The following is a 21,179-nucleotide window of genomic DNA, read 5'->3' on the forward strand; positions in this document are numbered from 1 at the left end:
CGTCAATTCTCCTTGCTTTCAATTCCATGCGAGTTGGCCTTGGCAGCTGTTCGCGTTGATGATCCAGTTGTCATAAGGTCAACTATGATTTGGCGATCAAATGCTTTTACATCTTCTTGGGCGACCATTCGTCCCAATCGTAGTACCGCGATTCGATCTGCAACTTCGAAGACGTCATTCATATTGTGGGAGATGATTAGCACTCCAAGACCACGTTCGGCTAATCGGCGTACTAAATCAAGTACCATTCTCGTCTGAGCTACGCCTAGTGCTGCGGTTGGTTCGTCCATGATGACCAACTTTGCATTCCACATCACGGCTTTGGCTACAGCGACAGCTTGACGTTGACCGCCAGACAGTGATGCTACTGGTTGGCGAATTGAACGAACTGTTGTCACTGACAGACTCGCGAGTGTCTCTTTGGCAGATTGTTCCATGGAGTCTTCGTCTAAGAGACCTTTTCTGGTTCGTTCGCGACCTAAAAACATGTTTTGTACGATGTCTAAGTTGTCACAGAGCGCTAGATCTTGGTAAACAGTCTCGATGCCGAGATCCGCGGCATCCCTGGGACTCTTTAATTTGATGTGTTTTCCTTCAAAGACTATCTCGCCGCTATCAGCGCTATGAATGCCAGCTATGCACTTTACGAGACTAGATTTCCCAGCGCCGTTATCGCCAACGAGAGCAGTTACTTTGGCTAGGGGAATCGTTAGGTCTACATCCGCTAATGACTGAACTGGTCCGAAACTTTTCGATACTTTATAGAGTTCAAGTAATTCATGAGAGTTAGCCATAGTTTGACTTTCTGGCATCTCCACATCCTTCCTTCTTGATGCGTTGCATTGCAACATGAACAATACAAGAACCGGGATCCCAGCAGTTGCTTGGAGATCCCGGTTCGGTTTTGTTAGTTGAAGGCTGTCCCCAATGGTGCAGTCAACTATTTAGTTTGATTGACTTAGATGCCGTTCTTTGTACAAAGGGCGGCGACTGTTCCAACACAAAGTGCAGACTTTTGGATGAATCCATCTTTGATAACAGTTGATGCCATGTTGCTAGCCGTAACCGTAATTGGAGTCAAGAGTACGGATGGAACATTGGTGGTTTGATTGTTGGTCGTGCCATTTACCAAGCCCGAAGGAGGCGTAATGCCAGCTCGGAGGTAGGTTGCCAAGGCTACAGTTGCCTGAGCCTCAAGGTAGATTGGCTTGTAGATCGAGGAGCACTGGTATCCTTGGAGGATATTTGTCATTCCTTGAAGGGTTGCATCCTGGCCTGTGGTAGGTACCGTAAATGGCTTGACATTTAGTGTCTTGAGGGCGGAAACGACAGCATTTCCGAGTCCGTCGTTAGCCGTTACAACCGCATTGATATTTGGATGTGCGGTATAGGCCTGCTGGAAGTCGGTCAATGCGACTTGGTTGTCCCAGTTGGTAACAGCTTGCTCGCCGACTTTGGTGAGTTTACCTGAGGCGAACGCAGGAGCTAAGACTGAGTTGTAGCCCTGAGCGAAGAGGGTTGCGTTGTTGTCTGTTGGCGAACCATCAAGGATGTAAACCTGTGGATTCTTTACGTTCCATGCAGTTACGCAGCTCAAGAAGGATTGTCCAATTAGCTTTCCTACCTGTACGTTGTTGAAGCTAACGTAATAGCTGGCGCTGCCCTTGAGGGTAATGCGGTCATAGTCGATGACTTTTACGCCGTGTGCTGCAGCGTATGACTCGATTGAGGCACCTACGCCGGAGTCGATCGGATCCACTGCCAAGACGCTAGCACCGTTGGTGATCGCAGCTTGTGCATCAGAGAGCTGTGTTGCGTCGCTGCCCTGTGCGTTTTCGATGATGTAGTTGCTCGATGAGTAACCAGCGTCTGCAAAGGCTTTGGCTAGATATGGAGCATCGAAGGCCACATAACGAGCAGAAGACTGAGTGTCAGGAAGGATGACTGCAACTTTACCTTTTCCTTGGCTTACAAGTGGCTTGAGGCTAGACATAGCAGCGAATGTGCTGTCGAGCGATGAAGTTGTTACCTGAGGGACCGCCGCCGTTGTCGAGGTCGCAGCTGCAGCTGTTGTGCTTGACGAAGATGACGAAGATGAAGTGCTACCGCACGCTCCTGCGATCAATGCCAGAGCTGCCGCAGCAAGTGCGCCTCGGGCGATCCGGCTCCCATTGGAACTGTTGAACCCCGCTAGTCCTTTGAGTCTGGAATTTGTCCGGCTTGATTTCATTGTTATTTTACCCCCATCAAAGATGATGTTTTAGTTGCCCCAAGCACCCCGCTTAGAAGCTTTCTCGAATGACATTAGTCACATGATATTAATATTTCAATTCACCCCTGGACGTTTTTTTTCAAGTGAATTGAGTTTTGGGGCATTCTTATTTATTTTTTGATAATTGATTATCAAGATGAAATAGTTAGATTTCACTATTAGTAAAATCTATTTTGATTACCTAGCCAAGCCGTATGGTCGGTGCGATTTTGCATAGCAAATACTAGTTTTATGTCGTTTAATTTGCTAATTTACGCTGTATAGGTTTTAGTAGAAATGACTCTAATTGATCAAGAATACAGTTCTAATCCAGGGAGCTATTTTCGAGTCATAACCATTGAAATCTATTCTTGTTGGATAATTGGACATTTGTAACGAGCGAATAGATGTAGTATTTTGACTCGAAAAAGGTAGAAAAAAGGTAGAGATCGTCACTTCTTGATCAGGGCTCGCAGCTCTTTGTGAATGAGTGAATTTGAGGCGACCATCATTTCATATGACGGTTCATCTAAATCTCCGCCGCTTATTTGTCCGCCGGCTTCAGTTACTATTAGGGCTCCTGCCATGTAGTCCCATGGCTGAAGGCCAATTTCGTAATAGCCATCAAGTTCGCCACATGCGACCATGCAAAGGTCAAGCGATGCCGCGCCCATTCGTCGAATATCTCGGATTTTAGTTATGATCCTTGAAATTACCTCTCCCTGACGAATACGAATTGTGTCGGAATAGGAGAATCCCGTTCCGATGAGTGCTCCGGAGATCTCAGATAGGTCTGTGACCCTTATCTTTATCCCATCAAGCATGGCACCCTCACCAGCAATCGCTTCAAAAACACGCCTTCGGGGGATATCGCGTACCACGCCAGCAACTGCCTTTTTTGTATTGCGATCGCGGATCGCTATGGATATGGCGTATGCAGGAAATCCATAGACAAAGTTTGTGGTTCCATCGATCGGATCGACTACCCACTCGTAGTCACTGGTGCCGGTGATCGATCCATGTTCTTCTCCGAGGATGGAATCGTCTGGGAACCGAGTGATGATCTCTTTTTGTATTAGGGACTCTACTCCTCCGTCGATCTGGGTAACCATGTCGGTTCGGGAGGATTTGGTGGTGACTGCGAGTTTGAATTCTGGTGCTGATATTGATTCGGTTATGAAGTTCGAGGCGATAAGCGCAATCTCGAGGGCGGCATTGTGGCGTAGTGTTATCTCGTTCATGACTATGAACTTAGTTCGATTTGTCTCTGGGCGACTCTTTGGGGTCTTGCTAAAGGCTGTAAGACCTGCTTTTTGGATCGACTAAACGATAGCTTCTGGAAGTGGTTATTGCCTTTTACGGAGGTAGTTACTTGCCCGATGGCTATGAGTGAGTGGTTATGGTTGGGTAGTTAAGAGCGAGGTAGGTGCTTGAGGTCGTTGCCTTATTACACCCAAGATTTCATTACAGCCATGGTCTCATTGCGCTCATGTCTTAGTGATTGTTGCTTTTCGATCGCTGACGTGATTCTTCGTTAATACATTTTCGTAGCTTTGTTTGAGCGAACCTTGTCACCTTATCGCACCGCGGCATTATCTGAATTACACAAGATTGCCAAATGGATGTCAGTTATTTCTCATTCCTCACACATATCTCCAAAAGAGCTAATACGTCGATGACTCCGGTATGGCCATGTGACTTAGGGGGCGCTGGAGTTCATGGCGATTCCATGAGCCGTTGTTTGCTCTTATGAGAGTGTTGGTTAGGGATCGACCTTTCTAGATCGAACTTGCGATGGGCTTTAGGTTTGTTGTTTTACAATTTTTTGCTTTACCTGATAGTTGTTGACCACTTTGGATTTTATCGCCTTGCTTTTGCCCTTAATCGGAAGCTGGTCTCGGTAATTTAGGGTTAGTTTTTCATCTATTGGTTCCTATTTCGGTGTCGATAGAGTGCTGTTGACATATAACGATGAAGGGTTGATCTATTTGTCATTACTGATAGGTATTTACTATATTGATTTGGATATTTTGCGCCCTTGTCAAAAGCACCTTCTTCTCGAAGAAATGTTTTTCAATTTATTTCAAAAAAATTCCAAACTTTAATTAAATTTTTACCTCTTTGGAGAGATTTTTGACCAAAGGTCTTCTTTTTGGCTTCACACGGAGGAGAGGGAAAGGGAAAGGGATAATTGCATGAGCATCTTTGGTTACACTTTTCTCAGTCGATTTAGATAGGGTCGCCCTGTGATGTCGCCCTGTGATGTCGTACTGTGATGTTGCACTGTGATGGTTTGTTGAAAATATCTTGGGCTATGATAGCTCGCTGATGGATAGGGCTTGTGAGGTTGGTGACATAGACTTAATCATCCAATTTGTTTGTAGTTCGAACCACAAATGATAACTATCGTCTATTACAACGGTAGCTAAGCTTGATTAATTATGACAATAACTCAAGTTGACCTGAGATCCGATACAGTTACAAAGCCTACTCCTCAAATGCGTAACGCTATGGCCAATGCTGAGGTAGGGGACGACCTGTACCGAGAAGATCCAACAGTAGCCAAGCTCGAAGCTATCTATGCCGAGCGAGTGGGTAAGGAGGCCGCGCTCTTTGTTCCATCTGGAGTGATGGCGAATCAGATCGCTATACGATGCCATGCCCAACCGGGAAGTTGGGTTGCCGCTGGGCGATATCAGCACGTTGTGGTCTTTGAGTACGGCGGTTCAGCTAGAAATGCAGGAACGACTTTCTATCTCTTGGATGACGAGTCGGGGTCATTTGGTGGCGAGGCGATCCAAGAGGCGACATCTTCTCAGGGTTATTGGGACGTCCAATTTTCTCTTATTTGCCTGGAAAATACCCACATGCCATCGGGAGGCCGTATCTGGCCCATCGAGCGCCTCGAAAGCGTCCGTCAAGCCGCTGGGGGCCTAGCGATTCATATGGATGGTGCACGGCTTTTCAATGCCGAGGTTGCCAGTGGGGTTGCAGCTGCAACATTTGCATCTTATGCCGATTCGGTAATGACATGTGTTTCTAAGGGTTTAGCTGCCCCGGTTGGTTCTTTATTGGCTGGTAGTAGTGAGTTCATAGAGCGTGCTCGCTATGAAAGAGGTGTGCTTGGTGGTCAGATGCGACAAGTAGGGGTATTGGCAGCAGCGGGGATCGTAGCTTTGGAGACGATGGTGGACCGTCTAGCTGAGGATCATGCTCGAGCGCGTCATCTTTCAGAGGCGGTCAAAGCGCGCTTCGGTAGCTACGTTGGAGAAGATTATCTGCCTGAGACCAATATTATCGTCTTTGACCATCCTCAAGCAGATGCAATCTCAACCTACCTCAACTCTCAAGGTGTCTTGGTGAATCCAATTGGTCCCAGAAAGTTGCGCTTTGTTACTCACAAAGACGTAGATGACTCCCAATTGGACTATGCCTATAAAGTCATTGTAGATATCCCAGATGATCTTTAACTCTCTTAGCGAAGTTCTCTTTCATCACAGGGTGCATTATTAGATGGCAATGCAATTGATCAAGCAAGTGCCCAAATCTGTGCTTTGTGTTTTTGCCCATCCAGATGATGCAGACATAGGGGCAGGCGGAACGATTGCGACATGGGCACAAAAAGGAGCGGCGGTAACGCTCATTATTGCATGCCTAGGGGAAAAGGGAACTACCGACTCTTTGATCTCGACCGAGCGTCTCTCTCAATTGAGAGTTAAGGAGATCTCTGAGGCTTCAAAATGCTTAGGAGTATCGTTGGTAGAGTCGTTTTCGATTCCTGATGGAGAGGTTGAAAATGATCTCGTACTGCGTGGTCGCATCGTTGAGAGGCTTCGTTCCTTGCAACCCCAGGTGGTTCTGACACACGATCCGACGGCGACCTTTTTTGGTTCTACCTACTTTAATCACAGGGACCATCGGGAACTCGGCTTTGCCGTTTTGGATTCAGTCTTTCCTGCTAGCCATCTTCCTCACTATTTCCCCGAAGCTGGAGCGCCCCATAGGGTGTCGACCGTCTTGCTCTCGGGAACCCAAGAGCCAAATGTGGCCATCGATATTTCGCTTGGTTTGGAATTAAAGACAAAGGCAGTCTTGAGCCATCGTACGCAAGTGGGGGGTCGTTTTGTCCGCCTTGGAGAGTCGATCGATACGACTGCTAAAACTTTGGGGCGACGTTTAGGCGTTCCGTATGCAGAGACGTTTCGACGTATTGTAAATCAGGTGGAGTCATAGATGAGAATTATTGAGGTGGAAGGCTCTTCATATCACGAGCGAAATTTATACTCTGTGGGTTTGATCGAGAGGCTTACCGAGGCCGGATATAAAGTTGTGGTTCATGCAACTCTTCGACCTAGGCTTAGCGACGATCTTTCAGAGTTGATAAGGGCGGGCGCTTCACAGGCGATCTTGTCGGGTTCGGGAGTTAAGGCGATCGTGACAGGATCGACTGAAGATGAAGTCCTACAGCACAACGTCGATGGGCCGGGGTTGGTGAATTTGACTCTGAGAGCTGGAAGCGATCCTGTCAAATCTCGAGTCATATCTTCGACAGATGAGCAAGAATTTCGTCATTTATCTGAGATCTGTCAAAATTTATCTTAATTGGCAAAAATATTCCGCAGCTAAAGGCATAACTCTTGTTTGTCGACTTATTAAAGGAAGTTTTGGGTTGTAGCATTGTTATGAGATATTGTTGAATAACAGGTTAGTGTTATCACGAGCTTCAAAGGAGGATACCTTGCCTCTTTCAGAGCATGAGCAGAACATTCTGCGAGAGATAGAGAGAAATTTTTACGAGTCGGATCCGAATTTCGCGGCTCGCGTAAGAGAAGAGACGGTTTATAGACACGCAGGCCGAAACTGCAAGTGGTCAACGTTGACCTTTGTAGTCGGATTGGTCGTGACGGTCTTGACCTTTTCCATCTCTGTTTTCCTTGGCATTTTTGGGTTTTTGATAATGTTGGCGTCAGCCGTAATATTTGAGCAAAATCTACGTCGCCTCGGAAAAGCGGGTTGGGCGGATTTGACAAGTGGGAGAAAACCATCTGGTTCCACAGTCAAGGCTAAAGATCTTGGTTCTAAGATCAAGAATAAGTTTGGAAAGAAGGACAAGTAGTCCATACTTGACCTTCTAGTTTTGCTAGATGATGGCAAGGTTAGATCGGCCTTGGAGGGAAAGACTCTTTGATATTGCTCAGAGAGTCTTTTGTGTGGCAAATTGATTTTGGTTCGTTTTCACTCCTATTTTGCGATAACGTTTGAGCTATGGAGATTAGTTACCCACCACAAGCTCAGGAATTTCGTAGAAGCGTTCAGGAATTTTTACAATCGAATTTGCCCTCAGGATGGGCCGGAATCGGCGCACTCCCATCGGAAGATGTCCCCGAATTCACCAACAAGTGGCGCAAAACGCTCTTTCAAGCGAACTACCTTGCCCTTGCATGGCCCAAGGAATACGGCGGTGCTGGTCTAAGCGCAATGGAACAGGTCGTCCTAGCCGAGGAGTTTGCCAAAGCTGGAGCTCCCATGGGTGGCCCTAATGATACCTTTGGAATTCAAATGGTTGGAAACACCATTATTCGTTGGGGTACTGAAGAGCAAAAGCGATACTTTCTTCCTCGAATCCTCTCTGGAGAGGACCTTTGGTGCCAAGGGTATAGCGAGCCCAATGCAGGATCTGACCTTGCCAACCTTGGAACGCGTGCTTACCTTGATGGGGATGAGTGGGTCATAAATGGCCAAAAGATTTGGACTTCCGCCGGTCACTTGGCTAACTGGATCTTTGTGCTGACACGCACCGATCCTGATGCTCCAAAGCATAAGGGAATCACATTCTTGCTAGTTCCTATGAGTCAGCCTGGTGTTGAGGTGCGTCCAATTCGGATGCTATCGGGTGAGTCAGAGTTCAACGAAGTCTTTTTCACCGATGCTCGAACCGCAGCTGGCAATGTGGTTGGGTCGGTTGGCCAAGGATGGTCAGTCGCTATGACACTTCTGGGCTACGAGCGCGGTGAGGCAGCAGCTACCTTGCCCATTCGTTTCCGAATTGAACTTGACCGCTTAATTGCTCTTGCTAAGGAGACCGGAGCTAACAACGATCCAATTATTCGCCAACGTATCGCATGGTGCTTTTCCCGTGTGGAAGTTATGCGCTACCTGGGCCTTAGGACTTTGAGCGGTTTTCTTGCGGGTCAACATCCCGGTCCTGAAGGATCGATCTCTAAGCTTTATTGGAGTGAATACCATCAGGTTGTCACTGAGTTGGCCGTGGACATTCTTGGAAGTCGAGCCCTAGAAGTTACAGGGCGGAAGCCTACCTCTGCTTTCCAAACCGACGATCCAGGCTCCCCGAACTCCTCAGGTTCGTGGGATACCACCTTTTTGAATGCCAGGGCAGGTACCATATACGCTGGAACATCTCAGGTTCAGCGAAATATCTTGGGTGAAATGGTCCTCGGGCTTCCTAAAGAGCCTCGCATGGATGAGGGTCCTTGGTCGAAGATCCCGCAGTCTGTGAATTAAGGCAAAACGATAGCTCTAACTATTGGTTTATTCTCAATGGTTAGAGCTATTGCTATTAGGGTAGATACCCAGGGATCTATTTAAAGACGGTGGCTAATCGACGATGTTTAGAAGGTTTAAAGCGACTATTCGATTGCTTATATGGACGACCGTCGCTATCGTAGCAGTTTTGAGCCATCCCAATTTGTATGTTATTGCCATAAGACAAAGCCTTGCCTATATCAGGCGCGATTGGTATCGGGCTTTCCCGTATTTGCCAATACCAGACTTGAATTATTTGAGATTTCGGATGGAGACGGTCTATGGGACCCCCGATGCTCTGCCGGCAAGCAAGGACCTTTTAGAATATCTTCGATGGTGTCGCACACAACGAAGTCTATGGGTATAAGATAAAAGTCAAGATTTCTTTGCGAGGCTGGTATGACGGCGATGCATTCATACAAAAGAGATGATGGCTTTCGACGGGGTATAGCCGTCGCTCTTTTTTACCTCAGTCCGATCCGATTTGATGAATTGAGTCGATGATGAGTCGGGCTCTCGTACTTAATGCAAGTTACGAAGCCCTTGCCATCGTGTCGTCTCGGCGGGCAATTTCATTGGTCCTTTGCAATAAGGCTGAGGTATTGCACGAGACCGGCGACTACTTTCACTCGGAGCGCTGTGTTTTCCCTGAACCATCGGTTATTCGCCTCAAGTACTACGTAAAGGTTCCATTCCCAAAACGGGTGGCTCTAACCCGTCGTGCTGTCTTTGCTCGCGACAACTATAGGTGCCAATATTGTGGTGCACCAGCTGAAAATATCGACCACGTAGTTCCTAAATCCAGAGGTGGTGGCCACTCTTGGGATAATGTGGTGGCTTCGTGCAAACCGTGCAACTCCAGAAAGGAAGACCGGTTTCTACACGAGACTAATTTTGTCCTTCGCCGAGCTCCTATGCAACCACGTGCAAAAGCGTGGATCTGGCTTTTGGGCAATCCTAGAGACGAATGGCTTCCCTATATAGGCGAACCTTCAATTTCCGCCTGAGGAGCCTCTTGTGAATGGTCCGACTTTGGTTTGAATTATGGACCACCGTCGCCGGGGTAGTCACAACCAAATAGCCAGAGCGGGAGACCCTGTTGGCCATTTGGTTGTTATAACGATGATGTGTTCGACCACCGTCGCTTTCCAAAAGCGCTTTGGAGGACATGGAATCAACGGGAGCTGATGGCAAGCACCACCAGCTCCAATGCTACTGAAATCCCCTGGGATCAAAGTTCCGAAGTTAGATGCGTTGGAGTTGCGTATTTTTAGATTTTCGAACTCAGTGACAGTTCTTCCAAGTTCCTCTCTACTCATTCCTTGGCATCGTCTCTGACTCAGACTTGTTTTTCGCGCCGAGACCCAGTTGTTGCAGTCGTGCACCTTTGTTTACCGCCTGTTTACCGCCGCTGTCGCCACCAATTCGCGTATCTTTGGTGTCGGATCGTCTCCAAAGCGAGCCACCATCTCGTCATAGACTTCGAGTGCGTCCACGGGGTAACCGATTTATTCTAGAGATTCACTCATGTACTCTGCCGCTGTCGCCACCAATTCGCGTATCTTTGGTGTCGGATCGTCTCCAAAGCGAGCCACCACTTCGTCGTAGAGTTCGGCTGCATCTTCGATCTGACTAAGTTCGCCCAGTGTTATGTATCTAGTCACCATCGCCATGGCGACCAATTCGCGTATCTCTGGCGTCGGATCGTCTCCAAAGCGAGCCACCACTTCGTCGTAGAGTTCGGCTGCCTCGTCTAGCTGATCAGTTTGACTTAGCATTAAGCCCTTGGACAATAGCGCCGAGGCGACTAATTCGCGTATCTCTGGTGTCGGATCATCTCCAAAGCGGTCCATCACCTCGTCGTATGCCTCTACTGCCTCGTCGAACTGATCCATTTGACCTAGGGTGTACCTTTTGAGAGCAGCGCATCAAAAACCACCTCGCGTATTTCTGGCGTCGGATCGTCTCCATGGCGAGCCACCACTTCGTTGAAGACCGCGATCGCATCTTCGTGCTGATCGTTTAGAGTTAGCGTTACTCCCCTGGAGTACATCGTCCTAACAACCAATTCATGTATCTCTGGCGTCGGATCATCTCCAAAGTTAGTATCCACTTCATTGAAGACCGCAGTTGCATCTTCGGGCTGACCATTTTGACCTAGTAGTATGCCCATGGATAGTAGTGCTGTCGCTACCAATTCGCGTATCTTTGGTGTCGGATCGTTTCCAAAGCGATTAACTACTGAATTAAATACCGTGACCGCATCTCGGGGTCGACTCGATTCCTTTAATACCACGGCCTTGGCCATCAGCGCATGCACAACCAATTCATGTATCTCTGGCGTCGGATCATCTCCAAAGCGATTAACTACTGCATTGAAGACCGTGACCGCATCTCGGAGCCGACCTATAGAGCTCACACTCTGACTTGCTCCTTGAAATCAAGTAAAGAGTATGGGAATGTCGTCGTGTTGAGATAGTCGACTAATTCCTTTGTGACTGGTTCAATCTTGGGAATGAAGCGATTGTGGGTTACAGCAGAGCGCCCTTGCTTCCAAACGTGTTCCTGGGGATTGAGTTGCGGAGAATACGGAGGGAAATGGACTGCTTCGATGTGATGCTCCCTAATTGCCTCTTGAGCGACGCTCCCTCTGTGCCATCCTGCCCCATCCCATATAAGCAGAATCTTCTCTCTTGGGTAGATCTTGCGGATCGCCAGCAGTATGGCCGCTGTTTCATGCATAGTCTGGCGCTCTGTTGCAAATGCATGCTCCTTGCCTGTCTTGAGGTTCAAAAACCCATAGATGCTCCGGTTCATTCTGGTTCCATTGGTCTCAATTACAGCTGGTGTGGTTCCTTTCGGTATCCACACTTTCTGAGTAGTTGTCGCCTGAGTGAGAACCATCTCGTCTTCACAGAGAATCACCGTATCTGGATCAGAGAATGCCTCTTTCAGACGTTCTTGCTGCTCGTCTTTCCATTCAGCTACCGCTTGTGGATCAGCCTTCTCGTACTGTTTGCCCGGCAGATGGAAGCTGAACTTACTTTCCCGAAACAGAACGTAATAGCTAGTCCTAGAGGCATAGAGAACACCGTATCTGCGCTTGAGTACTGTAGCCAGGATCCGTGTTGACCAAAACGGGGAACTGCTATAGCCGTGGTCATTGGGAGTTGTAGTCGTGAGCATGATTGCCACTTCATCTCTTTGAGACTTTGAGAGAAGTACCGGAGCGTTGTTATGGCGCTTGTCCTTGAATGCCTCAGTGCCAACGCTGCGGAATGACCGTCGAATTCGCTGTACATGCTTGACAGAGAGGCCTGTCCTGTTGAGGGGACTCCCATCTTCAAGGGTGAGAACTGCCAGCGCCCGCTTATATTCGTCGATGTTTTCAGTCTTCGCCATGAATGCTTCAATAGTGGCGAGTTCCTCGGGTGTAAGCATGTCATGAGAAGATTAACACACTTTACAAGAAATTAAAAGGGCTCATTGGAGCATTTCAGAGTGTTATGCGATTAATTCCTCTAGTGCAATACCCTTGGCTAACAGCGCCTTGACAACCAATTCGCGTATCTCCGGCGTCCGATCGTCTCCAAAGCGATTAACTACTGCATTAAATATTGGGACCGCATCTCGGAACCGACCCAATTCCCCGAGTGTCGCGCCTTTGGATGATAGCGCCCCGACGGCCACCTCGTGTGTCTCTGGTGTTGGATCATCTCCAAAGCGAGCTATCACCTCGTCATAGACCTCGGCTGCAGCTTCGTGCTGACCGTATTGACCTAGCGCTGCACCTTTTGAGAAAAGTGCCCCGACGGCCACCTCGTGTGTCTCTGGTGTTGGATCATCTCCAAAGCGAGCTATCACCTCGTCATAGATCGCAATTGCATCTTTGTGGCGGCCCTGTTCGCTACATAACATTCCCATAGTGAGCATTGCCCTAGAGTTGCCACCATCGGAGAGGGGACGCCAGGCCGATTCAGCCCACTTGGAATTCGACTGATTGCAGGCAAATAGTCCAATTGTAAATCTTTCGTCATCTGAGCCCACAGCATCTAGTGTGGCACGCCAAATCGCATCGGGAACTTCGGCGGTTATGCTTTTTGCATCTTCATCCTGGAGGTAGTTATGGACTTTTAGATAGGTATCATCTACCTTGGATAGAAGTGACTGGCTTGACATGCGGCCTTTGCCAACGACTGGTTCCGTTGCCCAAGTAAGTGCATCACTTACTTCTTGTTCGTCAGGGGCTAGAGAAAGTGCGATCGACTCAGTGAGCAAGGAAGTGGCTGTGGCAATTGCAATTGGCCTAGCATTGCCGGTACGGTACCAATCCAACACGGTACGCACTAGTTGATAACGATAAGGTTTGTCATCATTTGATTTTGCTATCCTGAGTTTGTCTGCTAGTTCCGTTCCAGCTGCACACCAAACACTTGGGGAGTTGTTCTTCTTGACCCACTGGCGGAGAGCTTTATTTTTGACATGATTTTGGAGTTCTGATCGCTCTTTTTTGCTCCAGCTGTTTGACCATTCTTTCTGTAATACTAAAGTTTTGTGCATCTTGGCATCACCGAAGGGTTTATGCATCTCTAGTTGATTTTGTCGAATGGTGCCAATTACTACTAAGCCTTCGCTAAGCAGCTCGCTGATTGTGCCTTTGAAATTTAACCCCACATAGTTCTCTACATCCTCTAGCCAGACCACTGCTGGTTTGATTGAATCTAGAGGCAACTCTAAAAGCTGACTGAACAAAGTAGCCTTTGGGCATAGGAGATGGTAGTTAGCAAGCTTGGCTTTGGCTAGTTCTGCCATTGAGCGTGATTTGCCGGAAGCAGAACTACCAACGATTAATAACATGCGGTGACTAGATATGGCTTCATCGAGAGCTTTTGTTAGTTCACCATCTTGGTCTCGTTTGGTATAGTCCAAATAGGCAGGCTCACCAATGATATTTGCACGCTTCACCCCGAAGGCCTCTAATTCGGCTTCACCAAGAGTAATAGGTAGTCCGCTAGCACCGAGACAGACACCTTGGAGGAGTTCTTCGATAAGTGGTGCAGCCTCTATTTCGACTGGTATTGGGTGTCCCAACAACTTCGTGAAGCCTTCGGCTAGGCCAGGCGAGTCACTTATAGCATCAGCTAATGGAGTTACAAAAAGACGATGAGTATCCCGCTCTTGATCGACAGAAGCTACAACACCTACCAATCGTCCAGCGGACAAGATGACTCCACTACCCGACATCTCCTGCCAACCTTTACTTGTTTTGGGGTGAGATCTATCAACATCCAAGAGAAAGGTACGCTTGGGCAAGGTCTTTTTATTGGTCTGGGCAGGCTTTGCTTGGTTTGTAAGAAGTAATGTCCCTAGAGCTTGTTCGCTCTGGTAAATATCCTCAGATGGAAGGCCCGATTCACTAGGTTGGATAGCGGTCTCAGGGAAACCCAAAACTTCGCAATTATGTTCGGCATCCCCATCTAGCATTACGACTTGTGGCGATGGAGAATTGGGTTTTTGCCATTGATTGTCACTTTTTGGGTCATCAACTTGTAACAGCGCAAGGTCCCAATCTAAGTCGTGACTTATAACTTTCATGGTCGCCCAAGAAGATGTTGTCGCACCTTGTTTGACCATCCGAGCCAGAATCGTACCCCCATTTAGTGCACCTGCAATAACGTGACGGGCAGTTAGTACTCCATCATCTCCAATGATCACTCCCGTTCCAGCTTGACTCTGGGGTTCATCGGCTAATACTTTTGCTCGAGGCTTATGGGAGCCTGCCCAAACTTGGGCTAAACGATCATTCCAAGGGCTTGTCATATCTATTCCTATCTACATGACTTAACTTGATTGGCAGCGACATTCAATGGGGAGGATTTGCTGTTTTTTATAGAGGCCGGGTTTGAACGTCAGCAAAACGCTCTGTGTTTGAGGATTGAGTACCTCTGGCATTTAGTGCGTACTAGGGAACTGCACCAGAGACGTCGTTGGCGGACTTGATTGCAGCCTGAAAAGCTATTGTAAGCCCTGACAGCTCCAAGCAAATGGGTTTGCTCGCACTGTTTGCCCAAGCCGTCTCAAGTTCGTTCCGAAGTGCTCTATTGCAACAGCTAATTCCACCTCATCTTCTACCTTAGCGATCTCTTTCATCAAAATTACTACTTAGTCAGTCCCATCAAATCCATCTAATAAACCCTAAGCAATGCTACCGCTATAAATAATGCTCCTTCATATCCAGCAGGAGATCTTGCTTATATCGGTTTTTGTACCGGCTATTTATTTGTGGTCTGCTGTTGATCTGGGACGTCTCTTTTTCTATGGGTGATTTTGAGCCCTATTCGCCATGGCGTCTAGGGTCATTATAAAAGTTGAAAATATGATATCCAACTTCATATTTCGATTCTTCAGTTAATTCTTTGTTTTCAAATTAGATAAATGAGCAACCATATCGTCGAAATGTGCTCTGAATAATCGACGGAATTAAGTTACTATTCGATGAGCAGCTTTCAAGGTGCTTCGAGACCCTCGCTAAGGATTCGTTGAACTTTTGAAAGTGGAACCGTTGGTCGTTACCACAGGTCACAAAGAGACGTTCTTCCAACCAGCCGGAGAATTCTGGGCATTTTGGCCTTATTCGTTACATTCGTTGGCATTTGTAACGTTAGAGTTTTAAGGTGAAAGGCTTCTAAAAACCATACTAAGGTGTCTGTGCTGGAGTGGCTATAGGTGAAGGGTGGCCCCTTGGTGGGATTTGAATTGCATGTCGTCGAAGGTGGTGCCGCAGACTTTCACCGAGACCATATCATACCACCGCTCACGCGCAGCGTGTTTGTGTCTCGCCTTCAACGGCCAGCTATCATACTTGGTTCAACCCAAAAACTGTCCGATGATATGGTATCAAAAGCCAAGGAAATCGACTTTGAACTGGTTCGACGATCTTCGGGCGGCACAGGTGTCATTGCGCTTCCTCACGAATGTGTCTGGATCGATATCTCTTTTCCTGTAGATGATCCTCTAATTGAGGCAAATGTGAGTAGATCGTTTGACCTAGTTGCGCGAGGGTGGTTCGACGCACTTTCTTTTTTGGGTGTTTCTGGCCTTGAGGTCAAAGGTCGACCGATCGTGATGGACCCATTGGCTTCACAAGTCTGCTTTACCAGCAAAGCTCCGGGTGAGATCTTGGTCGGCGGCAGGAAGCTAGTAGGAATGGCGCAACGACGAAGTCGCCACGCGTGTTTTATTCACACGATGTGTTACATAAAATTTCCTTACGATCTAACATCGCAACTCCTATTGGGAGAGATTGATAGTGTAGATCACCTACGTCAGATGGTAACAGATCTCATCGATGTAGCGCCTTGGGTTGCCCAAAGCGATGATCTTACGATTGGCAATCTTATCGGAGAGGCAATCTTTTAGCACTTAGATCCAGGTTGAAGGATCTCTAACCTTTTGTCGCCTAAACGTGGCGCTGCCTTGCTTTTGAGCCTTTTCCTGGCTAAGGGCATCTTGTTGCAAATAGGACTTAGATTTTGCTGGAGCAAACTGTGCTAATTGATCTTCGATAGTTGTGGCTTTCATTCGTTGAGATCTGGCGCAATTGACAAAATCACCTTTTGAATGATCGTATCGACTCATTAGTGGGGGCTTGTTTCCCTAAAGCGTCCTTTGGGGGACGTGGGCAATCGTTCCCCGTCCCCCCCCCCGATTTTATATTCCTAATCTAATCGTTACTTTCGTGCTCATTTGCGCGACAAGTTGTACTTCGAGATGGGAGATTTTCTACCAATTGCATCCTAAATCGCCCCTATGAATTCACGCCGGGCATTTGGTCACCCACAATTTGTGATATTGCGAGGTCAAGTGCTTGAAAATTGCTTGACAGTGGGTGAATATGGTGTAGAGTGGGTCATTAGGGATGATTGTGGGGCAAATGTTCGAAAGGGGGTACTGATGGCAGGCACGTTGAGCCATTTCATTGGTACTCATGAACATTCGCTCGATGCGAAGGGACGTATCACGCTCCCGTCACGCTTCCGCAGCAATCTTGGCGACGCCTGTGTAATTTCAGTTTCCCAATATGGAGATAAGTGTCTAGTTCTTTGGCGCATGAGCGATTTTGACGACTATTGCGCTATTCAACGAGCGAAAGATATTAGCGATATCGACGTAAGACGACCTGTCAAGGTCTGGCTGGCGGATACGTTTGACCAGGAGATAGATGCCAGCGGTCGTCTAGCCATCCCGCAGCGATTGCGAAATATGGCAGATTTGACCCGTGAGGTCGTCGTCATAGGTGCGCTCGACACCATTGAGCTGTGGTCTCCATCCAACTGGGATGAATTTAGGGGTGTTAATGCAGCATCCTAACTTTGAATTTGCTCCTGGAGAGTTTTCATCTTCATATCACGCGCCAGTTATGTGGCGCGAAGTGGTGGAGATCTTCGGCGATCTTGGCGGAACTGTTCTGGATGGGACGCTTGGCGGAGGGGGTCATAGCCATTCCATTTTGGCCAACCTAGCTGCCATGCGAGTTATTGGGATAGATCGAGACCAAGACGCGATTGACTTTTCGATTGCGCGTCTCTCGGCCTTTGAAGGACGGTTCTTGAGCTTCAAGGCGCCTTTTTCAAAGCTCGCCGATCTACTTCGCGGTGCTGAAGCAGAGAGTTTTATGGCAGAATCACCGCTAGTGGGCGGTCTCTTTGACTTTGGTGTGAGTTCACATCAATTCGATAGTGCCGAGCGAGGGTTTTCCTTGCGTTTGGATGGTGCTTTAGATATGAGGATGGACAGGGATTCCCAATTGGATGCGATTGGGGTTTTGTCAAATATCTCCGAAAACCAACTAGCCGATGCAATACGTGCAAATGGCGAAGGTCGATATGCCAAGGCTTTGGCTAGGGCGATAAAGATGGAGATTCGCGCTGGCTTGTCGAGCACCTTTGAACTAAGTGAATTGATAGACCGAGTTCTTCCTAAGGGATATACCAAGGGAAGACGTGATTCTCAGGCGCGGGTGTTTCAAGCTATACGGGTTTTGGTGAATGTTGAGATGGAGGAGCTTTCCTCTCTTCTTGAAAATATCCCTGAGGTTTTTCCTGTTGGTTCGCACGTCGTTTTTATCTCTTATCATTCCGGGGAAGATGCAAAGGTCAAATCCTTTATCTCTTTGATGCTAAAGGGAGATTGTCACTGTCTGGCCCAGCTTGGATGTGTCTGTGGAGCAGTAGCCCGAGCGCGGTCAATTGTTCGATTGGCAACCGCTAAAGAAGATGAAGTCGCTATAAATCCCAGGAGTCGCTCGGCCAAGATGCGAGCGATTGAGTTCATCGAGCCGATCGCTATTTCAACGATAAAAGGACGGTCAAAATGAGCCAGATCGAGCATTTAGACGACTTTGAAAGTGCAAGGCTAAGCTCATTCGAGGAGTGGCTCTCGGGTCGCAGCTTTCGTGAAAGTCCGTCTTTGACTAGAACCGCTACAGATCAGGTTCCACTCGTTCACGGGCTTCCAACTGTTCCCAAGGAGAGCTCCACCGAAGGCTCGCCTTCACATCTGCGAACTTCCTCGGGTGGTGGCAGGGCCCGCCGAACAAGATTTAGCGGGGTTGCCATAAACGCACCTATCGAAAGAGTTGATTCGCCGCCGACTCCGCAACCTCTAACACATGCGCCTCGCCACTTAAAGTCACTTCCAACAGGTAAGACATTTAGGAATTCGCGGCGGAATGTGCTTTTGCGACGTGTCTATCTAGGCATCGCGATAGTAGTTTTGTTTGGCGGTATCTTCGTCTCGGTCATGGCTAGGGCAGAGATTGCAAAGATGCAGTTAGAGGTAAACACTATCGCACCAGAGATTGCATCTTTGACTACGACAAATAATGAGCTAGCCCTTCGCAGCGAGGCCCTTTCTGCGCCAGCTCGGATTGCGCAATATGCCCAGACTAAGTTGCATATGGTCTTTTCATCTGGACCTGGAACCACTTCGACCTATACGAATAGTTCCGGAATTTCCCCCACCTCGACCCCTCTTTCTCTCTATTACACTCCTGGCGGAAGTGCTCCAGTTACCACGAATGTCTCTGGATCCAAGGTTGTGAAGACAGCTGCTCCTTCAAGTGCGTCGTCATCTGCCACTGCTGCTACACAGGTTGCATCTGGTAGCTCTTCGTCTTCGGTTTCAGCGAGCTCGTCGGCGTCGGCGACCACCCAGCCGTCAGCTGCTTCGACTACTACTACTTCGGCGCCTATTCGTACGATTACAATGCAGAGCTCAAAGACGGCCCGCAATGGAGGTTGACTGTGGCCAGATTTCCACGTTTAGGTAAAGATAACACTTTAGGTAAAGATAACAAGGGTGGGGGCGGTAGGCCAGCTTCACCATCGCCAAAGTCGCGCTCGTATCAGCGCGACTTTGAGCCTAGCGCTTTTAAAGGGGCTGGCCCAAAGGGTCATAGAGGCCTTTCATGGCTTCCAGTCTCTCGTTCGCGCGTCGGCTTTATTAAGGTAGTTTCACTCTTGGTCTTAGGCGCCCTTATCGTTCGCCTTAGCGTAGTTAGTCTTGCACCATCTACGAATTACCGACTATTGGCAGCTGGAGAGGGCTACTCAATCTTTAAAATCACTCCGTCAAGAGGAACTATTTTTGATTCGTCAGGTAACGTTTTGGCCGTATCAGAGCCTCGTTATACTGTTGTCGCGGACCCCTTACAAGTTAAGAATCCAATTGCGGAGTCGCAGATTCTTTCTTCTATTTTGGCGATTTCACCATCGGTTATTCGTGCTCATTTGGTGGCCAGTGGCCAGTTTCAATATATCGCCCATCAGATAACTCAAAGTCAGACCGCAAAGATAAATAAAGAGCTTTCGTCACTGGCGGGGATCGCTTTAATCCAAGAGCCTCTTCGAGTGCGTCCTAATCAGGCGATGGCGGCATCGGTTATCGGTGGTGTCTCAACGTTCAACGGGGGAGTGGGCGGGATTGAACAGAGTTACAACTCTCTGCTCACTGGAACTCCAGGAACCGAATTAGTCAATACTGCTCCTTCGGGGGGTGCACTTCCGGGTGGAACCAAGATCTTGACTCCATCGCGACAGGGAAAGAATCTCACAACTACCTTAAATACTGCTATTCAACTTCAGACTGAAACGGCTCTTTCGAATGAGATGGTGGCCACTCAGGCACGGGCTGGCGTTGCAATAGTTATGAATCCGACAAATGGCAATATTTTGGCGATGGCTAATCTGGTAGCTGGCGCACCTCCCACCTCAAGTGCGTTGACTGGCGAAGCTCCAATAAACCTTCCTCAGCCTAAATTTACCTTTACTCAACAGTCTTCGATCAATATGGCTGTTGACTACGTCTATGAGCCAGGTTCGGTCGCCAAGATTGCCACCTTTGCGGCCGCCCTCTCTAGGGGGATAATCACCCCTGGAACAGAGATGGTTGTTCCAGATCAAATAATTGTTGGTGGTACTAACTTCCACGACGCTGAAGTTCATCCGCCTACAATTATGACCCCTAAGGATATCTTGGCGCAATCCTCTAATGTCGGCACAATCACCATCGCTTCGCATCTCACTCCCCATGAGATCAATGCATCGTTTCGCAATTTTGGGTGGGGTGTGGCATCGGGATTGAATCTTCCTGGAGAGTCTTTGGGGTTTTTGGATCCGTCTAAGAAGTGGTCAGGAACAGCTCCTGGCTCAGCGCCAATTGGCCAGGATGAAGCAGTGACCCCTCTGCAAGTTATTGACTCCTATAACGCTATTGCCAACGGGGGCGTCATGGCAACTCCTCGACTTGTACAAGCAGTGGGAACCACACCAGCAAAGGTAATAAAGCGCAGGGTAATATCGAAACCCCTAGCATCGGTGATGACTGGACTTCTAAGTGGTGTAACTGGTGCTAACGGGACAGCGCCAGCCGCGACGGTATCAGGTTTTTCGATATCGGGTAAGACCGGAACTGCATCGATTGCCTATCCGAACGGAAGAGCTGGCTACATTCCCCATCAATACATGGCTACCTTTGTTGGATTTACGACCGATTCTTCGGTTCCCCTATCGGAGATGGTAGTCCTGACTGAGCCGAATCAACTCTATGGTGGCCTTACCGCGGCAAAAGTCTTTTCATCAAGCATGACATATGCCCTATACCATCTTGGCGCTAAGGTTGTAGCCCCTTCGACTCCTCCTTCCTCGTCAATAGTGACTAGGCCAACGGTAAATTCGAAAGTTCCTGGGACGGCCATTTCAACCTGCTCGCTTCCGCTTGCTCGTTTTGGTGCTAGTTTGATCGCCACAAAGTGCCTAGGAACCACTCAGGCTCCACTAATATCTCGTATTCGGCTTGATTAGGTAGCGGTATCATGGATCACTGT

General features: G+C 48.2%; 18 protein-coding genes. 11 read left to right on the forward strand and 7 right to left on the reverse strand.

What is annotated here, in order from left to right:
• Positions 1-2 precede the first annotated feature (2 nt).
• The 3 genes from ACIDITHRIX25_RS70025 to ACIDITHRIX25_RS70035 form a co-directional block, all read right to left on the reverse strand.
• Complete coding sequence (locus tag ACIDITHRIX25_RS70025; protein ID WP_235347486.1) at positions 3-812, reverse strand: ATP-binding cassette domain-containing protein; 810 nt, start codon at positions 810-812, stop codon at positions 3-5.
• Between the two features lie 146 nt (positions 813-958).
• Positions 959-2,230 carry a sugar ABC transporter substrate-binding protein gene (locus tag ACIDITHRIX25_RS70030; protein WP_052603897.1) on the reverse strand — a complete coding sequence of 424 codons (1,272 nt, stop codon included), beginning with the start codon at positions 2,228-2,230 and terminating at the stop codon, positions 959-961.
• A gap of 473 nt (positions 2,231-2,703) precedes the next feature.
• Positions 2,704-3,492, reverse strand: coding sequence for an inositol monophosphatase family protein (locus tag ACIDITHRIX25_RS70035; RefSeq protein WP_052603898.1), 789 nt, complete (start codon positions 3,490-3,492; stop codon positions 2,704-2,706).
• 1,200 nt (positions 3,493-4,692) lie between these two features.
• Between ACIDITHRIX25_RS70035 and ACIDITHRIX25_RS70040 the strand changes: the two genes are divergently transcribed.
• The 6 genes from ACIDITHRIX25_RS70040 to ACIDITHRIX25_RS70065 all read left to right on the forward strand — a co-directional run bounded on the left by ACIDITHRIX25_RS70040 (position 4,693) and on the right by ACIDITHRIX25_RS70065 (position 9,801).
• Entirely contained in the window at positions 4,693-5,721 is a 1,029-nt protein-coding gene (locus tag ACIDITHRIX25_RS70040) for a GntG family PLP-dependent aldolase (protein ID WP_052603899.1), read from the forward strand.
• Between the two features lie 43 nt (positions 5,722-5,764).
• Positions 5,765-6,484, forward strand: a complete 720-nt coding sequence (locus tag ACIDITHRIX25_RS70045; RefSeq protein ID WP_052603900.1) for a PIG-L deacetylase family protein — start codon at positions 5,765-5,767, stop codon at positions 6,482-6,484.
• A complete protein-coding gene (locus ACIDITHRIX25_RS70050; protein WP_052603901.1) occupies positions 6,485-6,853 on the forward strand; it encodes a uroporphyrinogen-III synthase in 369 nt (122 codons plus the stop codon). It begins immediately after the preceding gene.
• 136 nt (positions 6,854-6,989) lie between these two features.
• Positions 6,990-7,367: a DUF3040 domain-containing protein gene (locus ACIDITHRIX25_RS70055; protein ID WP_052603902.1), complete on the forward strand. Its 378-nt coding sequence runs from the start codon at positions 6,990-6,992 to the stop codon at positions 7,365-7,367.
• 149 nt (positions 7,368-7,516) lie between these two features.
• A complete protein-coding gene (locus ACIDITHRIX25_RS70060) occupies positions 7,517-8,773 on the forward strand; it encodes an acyl-CoA dehydrogenase (protein ID WP_201732249.1) in 1,257 nt (418 codons plus the stop codon).
• Positions 8,774-9,297: 524 nt separating this feature from the next.
• Positions 9,298-9,801, forward strand: coding sequence for an HNH endonuclease (locus ACIDITHRIX25_RS70065; protein ID WP_201732932.1), 504 nt, complete (start codon positions 9,298-9,300; stop codon positions 9,799-9,801).
• 501 nt (positions 9,802-10,302) lie between these two features.
• Here the strand turns inward: ACIDITHRIX25_RS70065 and ACIDITHRIX25_RS70070 are convergent.
• The 4 genes from ACIDITHRIX25_RS70070 to ACIDITHRIX25_RS70085 all read right to left on the reverse strand — a co-directional run bounded on the left by ACIDITHRIX25_RS70070 (position 10,303) and on the right by ACIDITHRIX25_RS70085 (position 14,614).
• The gene (locus tag ACIDITHRIX25_RS70070) at positions 10,303-10,689 is read right to left on the reverse strand and encodes a tetratricopeptide repeat protein (RefSeq protein ID WP_201732250.1); all 387 of its coding nucleotides are present in this window, start codon (positions 10,687-10,689) and stop codon (positions 10,303-10,305) included.
• 5 nt (positions 10,690-10,694) lie between these two features.
• Complete coding sequence (locus ACIDITHRIX25_RS70075) at positions 10,695-11,213, reverse strand: tetratricopeptide repeat protein (protein WP_052603907.1); 519 nt, start codon at positions 11,211-11,213, stop codon at positions 10,695-10,697.
• Positions 11,210-12,235, reverse strand: a complete 1,026-nt coding sequence (locus ACIDITHRIX25_RS70080; protein ID WP_201732178.1) for an IS630 family transposase — start codon at positions 12,233-12,235, stop codon at positions 11,210-11,212. Before ACIDITHRIX25_RS70080 ends, ACIDITHRIX25_RS70075 begins: the two co-directional genes overlap by 4 nt.
• A gap of 63 nt (positions 12,236-12,298) precedes the next feature.
• Positions 12,299-14,614, reverse strand: a complete 2,316-nt coding sequence (locus ACIDITHRIX25_RS70085) for a trypsin-like peptidase domain-containing protein (protein WP_201732251.1) — start codon at positions 14,612-14,614, stop codon at positions 12,299-12,301.
• 906 nt (positions 14,615-15,520) lie between these two features.
• Between ACIDITHRIX25_RS70085 and ACIDITHRIX25_RS70090 the strand changes: the two genes are divergently transcribed.
• From ACIDITHRIX25_RS70090 to ACIDITHRIX25_RS70110, 5 genes are all read left to right on the forward strand, one after another.
• The gene (locus tag ACIDITHRIX25_RS70090; protein WP_052603910.1) at positions 15,521-16,213 is read left to right on the forward strand and encodes a lipoyl protein ligase domain-containing protein; all 693 of its coding nucleotides are present in this window, start codon (positions 15,521-15,523) and stop codon (positions 16,211-16,213) included.
• Between the two features lie 390 nt (positions 16,214-16,603).
• Positions 16,604-17,164 (forward strand): division/cell wall cluster transcriptional repressor MraZ, encoded by a 561-nt coding sequence (locus ACIDITHRIX25_RS70095; RefSeq protein WP_052603912.1) that lies wholly within the window; start codon positions 16,604-16,606, stop codon positions 17,162-17,164.
• The gene (gene rsmH / locus ACIDITHRIX25_RS70100) at positions 17,151-18,170 is read left to right on the forward strand and encodes a 16S rRNA (cytosine(1402)-N(4))-methyltransferase RsmH (RefSeq protein ID WP_052603913.1); all 1,020 of its coding nucleotides are present in this window, start codon (positions 17,151-17,153) and stop codon (positions 18,168-18,170) included. Before ACIDITHRIX25_RS70095 ends, rsmH begins: the two co-directional genes overlap by 14 nt.
• On the forward strand, positions 18,167-19,096 hold the full coding sequence (locus tag ACIDITHRIX25_RS70105) for a hypothetical protein (protein WP_052603914.1): 930 nt from the start codon (positions 18,167-18,169) through the stop codon (positions 19,094-19,096). Before rsmH ends, ACIDITHRIX25_RS70105 begins: the two co-directional genes overlap by 4 nt.
• A gap of 2 nt (positions 19,097-19,098) precedes the next feature.
• The gene (locus ACIDITHRIX25_RS70110) at positions 19,099-21,156 is read left to right on the forward strand and encodes a peptidoglycan D,D-transpeptidase FtsI family protein (RefSeq protein WP_201732252.1); all 2,058 of its coding nucleotides are present in this window, start codon (positions 19,099-19,101) and stop codon (positions 21,154-21,156) included.
• Positions 21,157-21,179: the final 23 nt, after the last annotated feature.

The organism is Acidithrix sp. C25, from assembly GCF_904848545.2.

Coding starts and splice junctions, on each gene's coding strand:
- ACIDITHRIX25_RS70025 (WP_235347486.1), bottom strand. CDS start 812: ATGCCAGAAAGTCAAACTATGGCTAACTCTCATGAATTACTTGAACTC.
- ACIDITHRIX25_RS70030 (WP_052603897.1), bottom strand. CDS start 2,230: ATGAAATCAAGCCGGACAAATTCCAGACTCAAAGGACTAGCGGGGTTC.
- ACIDITHRIX25_RS70035 (WP_052603898.1), bottom strand. CDS start 3,492: ATGAACGAGATAACACTACGCCACAATGCCGCCCTCGAGATTGCGCTT.
- ACIDITHRIX25_RS70040 (WP_052603899.1), top strand. CDS start 4,693: ATGACAATAACTCAAGTTGACCTGAGATCCGATACAGTTACAAAGCCT.
- ACIDITHRIX25_RS70045 (WP_052603900.1), top strand. CDS start 5,765: ATGGCAATGCAATTGATCAAGCAAGTGCCCAAATCTGTGCTTTGTGTT.
- ACIDITHRIX25_RS70050 (WP_052603901.1), top strand. CDS start 6,485: ATGAGAATTATTGAGGTGGAAGGCTCTTCATATCACGAGCGAAATTTA.
- ACIDITHRIX25_RS70060 (WP_201732249.1), top strand. CDS start 7,517: ATGGAGATTAGTTACCCACCACAAGCTCAGGAATTTCGTAGAAGCGTT.
- ACIDITHRIX25_RS70065 (WP_201732932.1), top strand. CDS start 9,298: ATGAGTCGGGCTCTCGTACTTAATGCAAGTTACGAAGCCCTTGCCATC.
- ACIDITHRIX25_RS70070 (WP_201732250.1), bottom strand. CDS start 10,689: ATGGATCAGTTCGACGAGGCAGTAGAGGCATACGACGAGGTGATGGAC.
- ACIDITHRIX25_RS70080 (WP_201732178.1), bottom strand. CDS start 12,235: ATGCTTACACCCGAGGAACTCGCCACTATTGAAGCATTCATGGCGAAG.
- ACIDITHRIX25_RS70085 (WP_201732251.1), bottom strand. CDS start 14,614: ATGACAAGCCCTTGGAATGATCGTTTAGCCCAAGTTTGGGCAGGCTCC.
- ACIDITHRIX25_RS70095 (WP_052603912.1), top strand. CDS start 16,604: ATGAATTCACGCCGGGCATTTGGTCACCCACAATTTGTGATATTGCGA.
- rsmH (WP_052603913.1), top strand. CDS start 17,151: ATGCAGCATCCTAACTTTGAATTTGCTCCTGGAGAGTTTTCATCTTCA.
- ACIDITHRIX25_RS70105 (WP_052603914.1), top strand. CDS start 18,167: ATGAGCCAGATCGAGCATTTAGACGACTTTGAAAGTGCAAGGCTAAGC.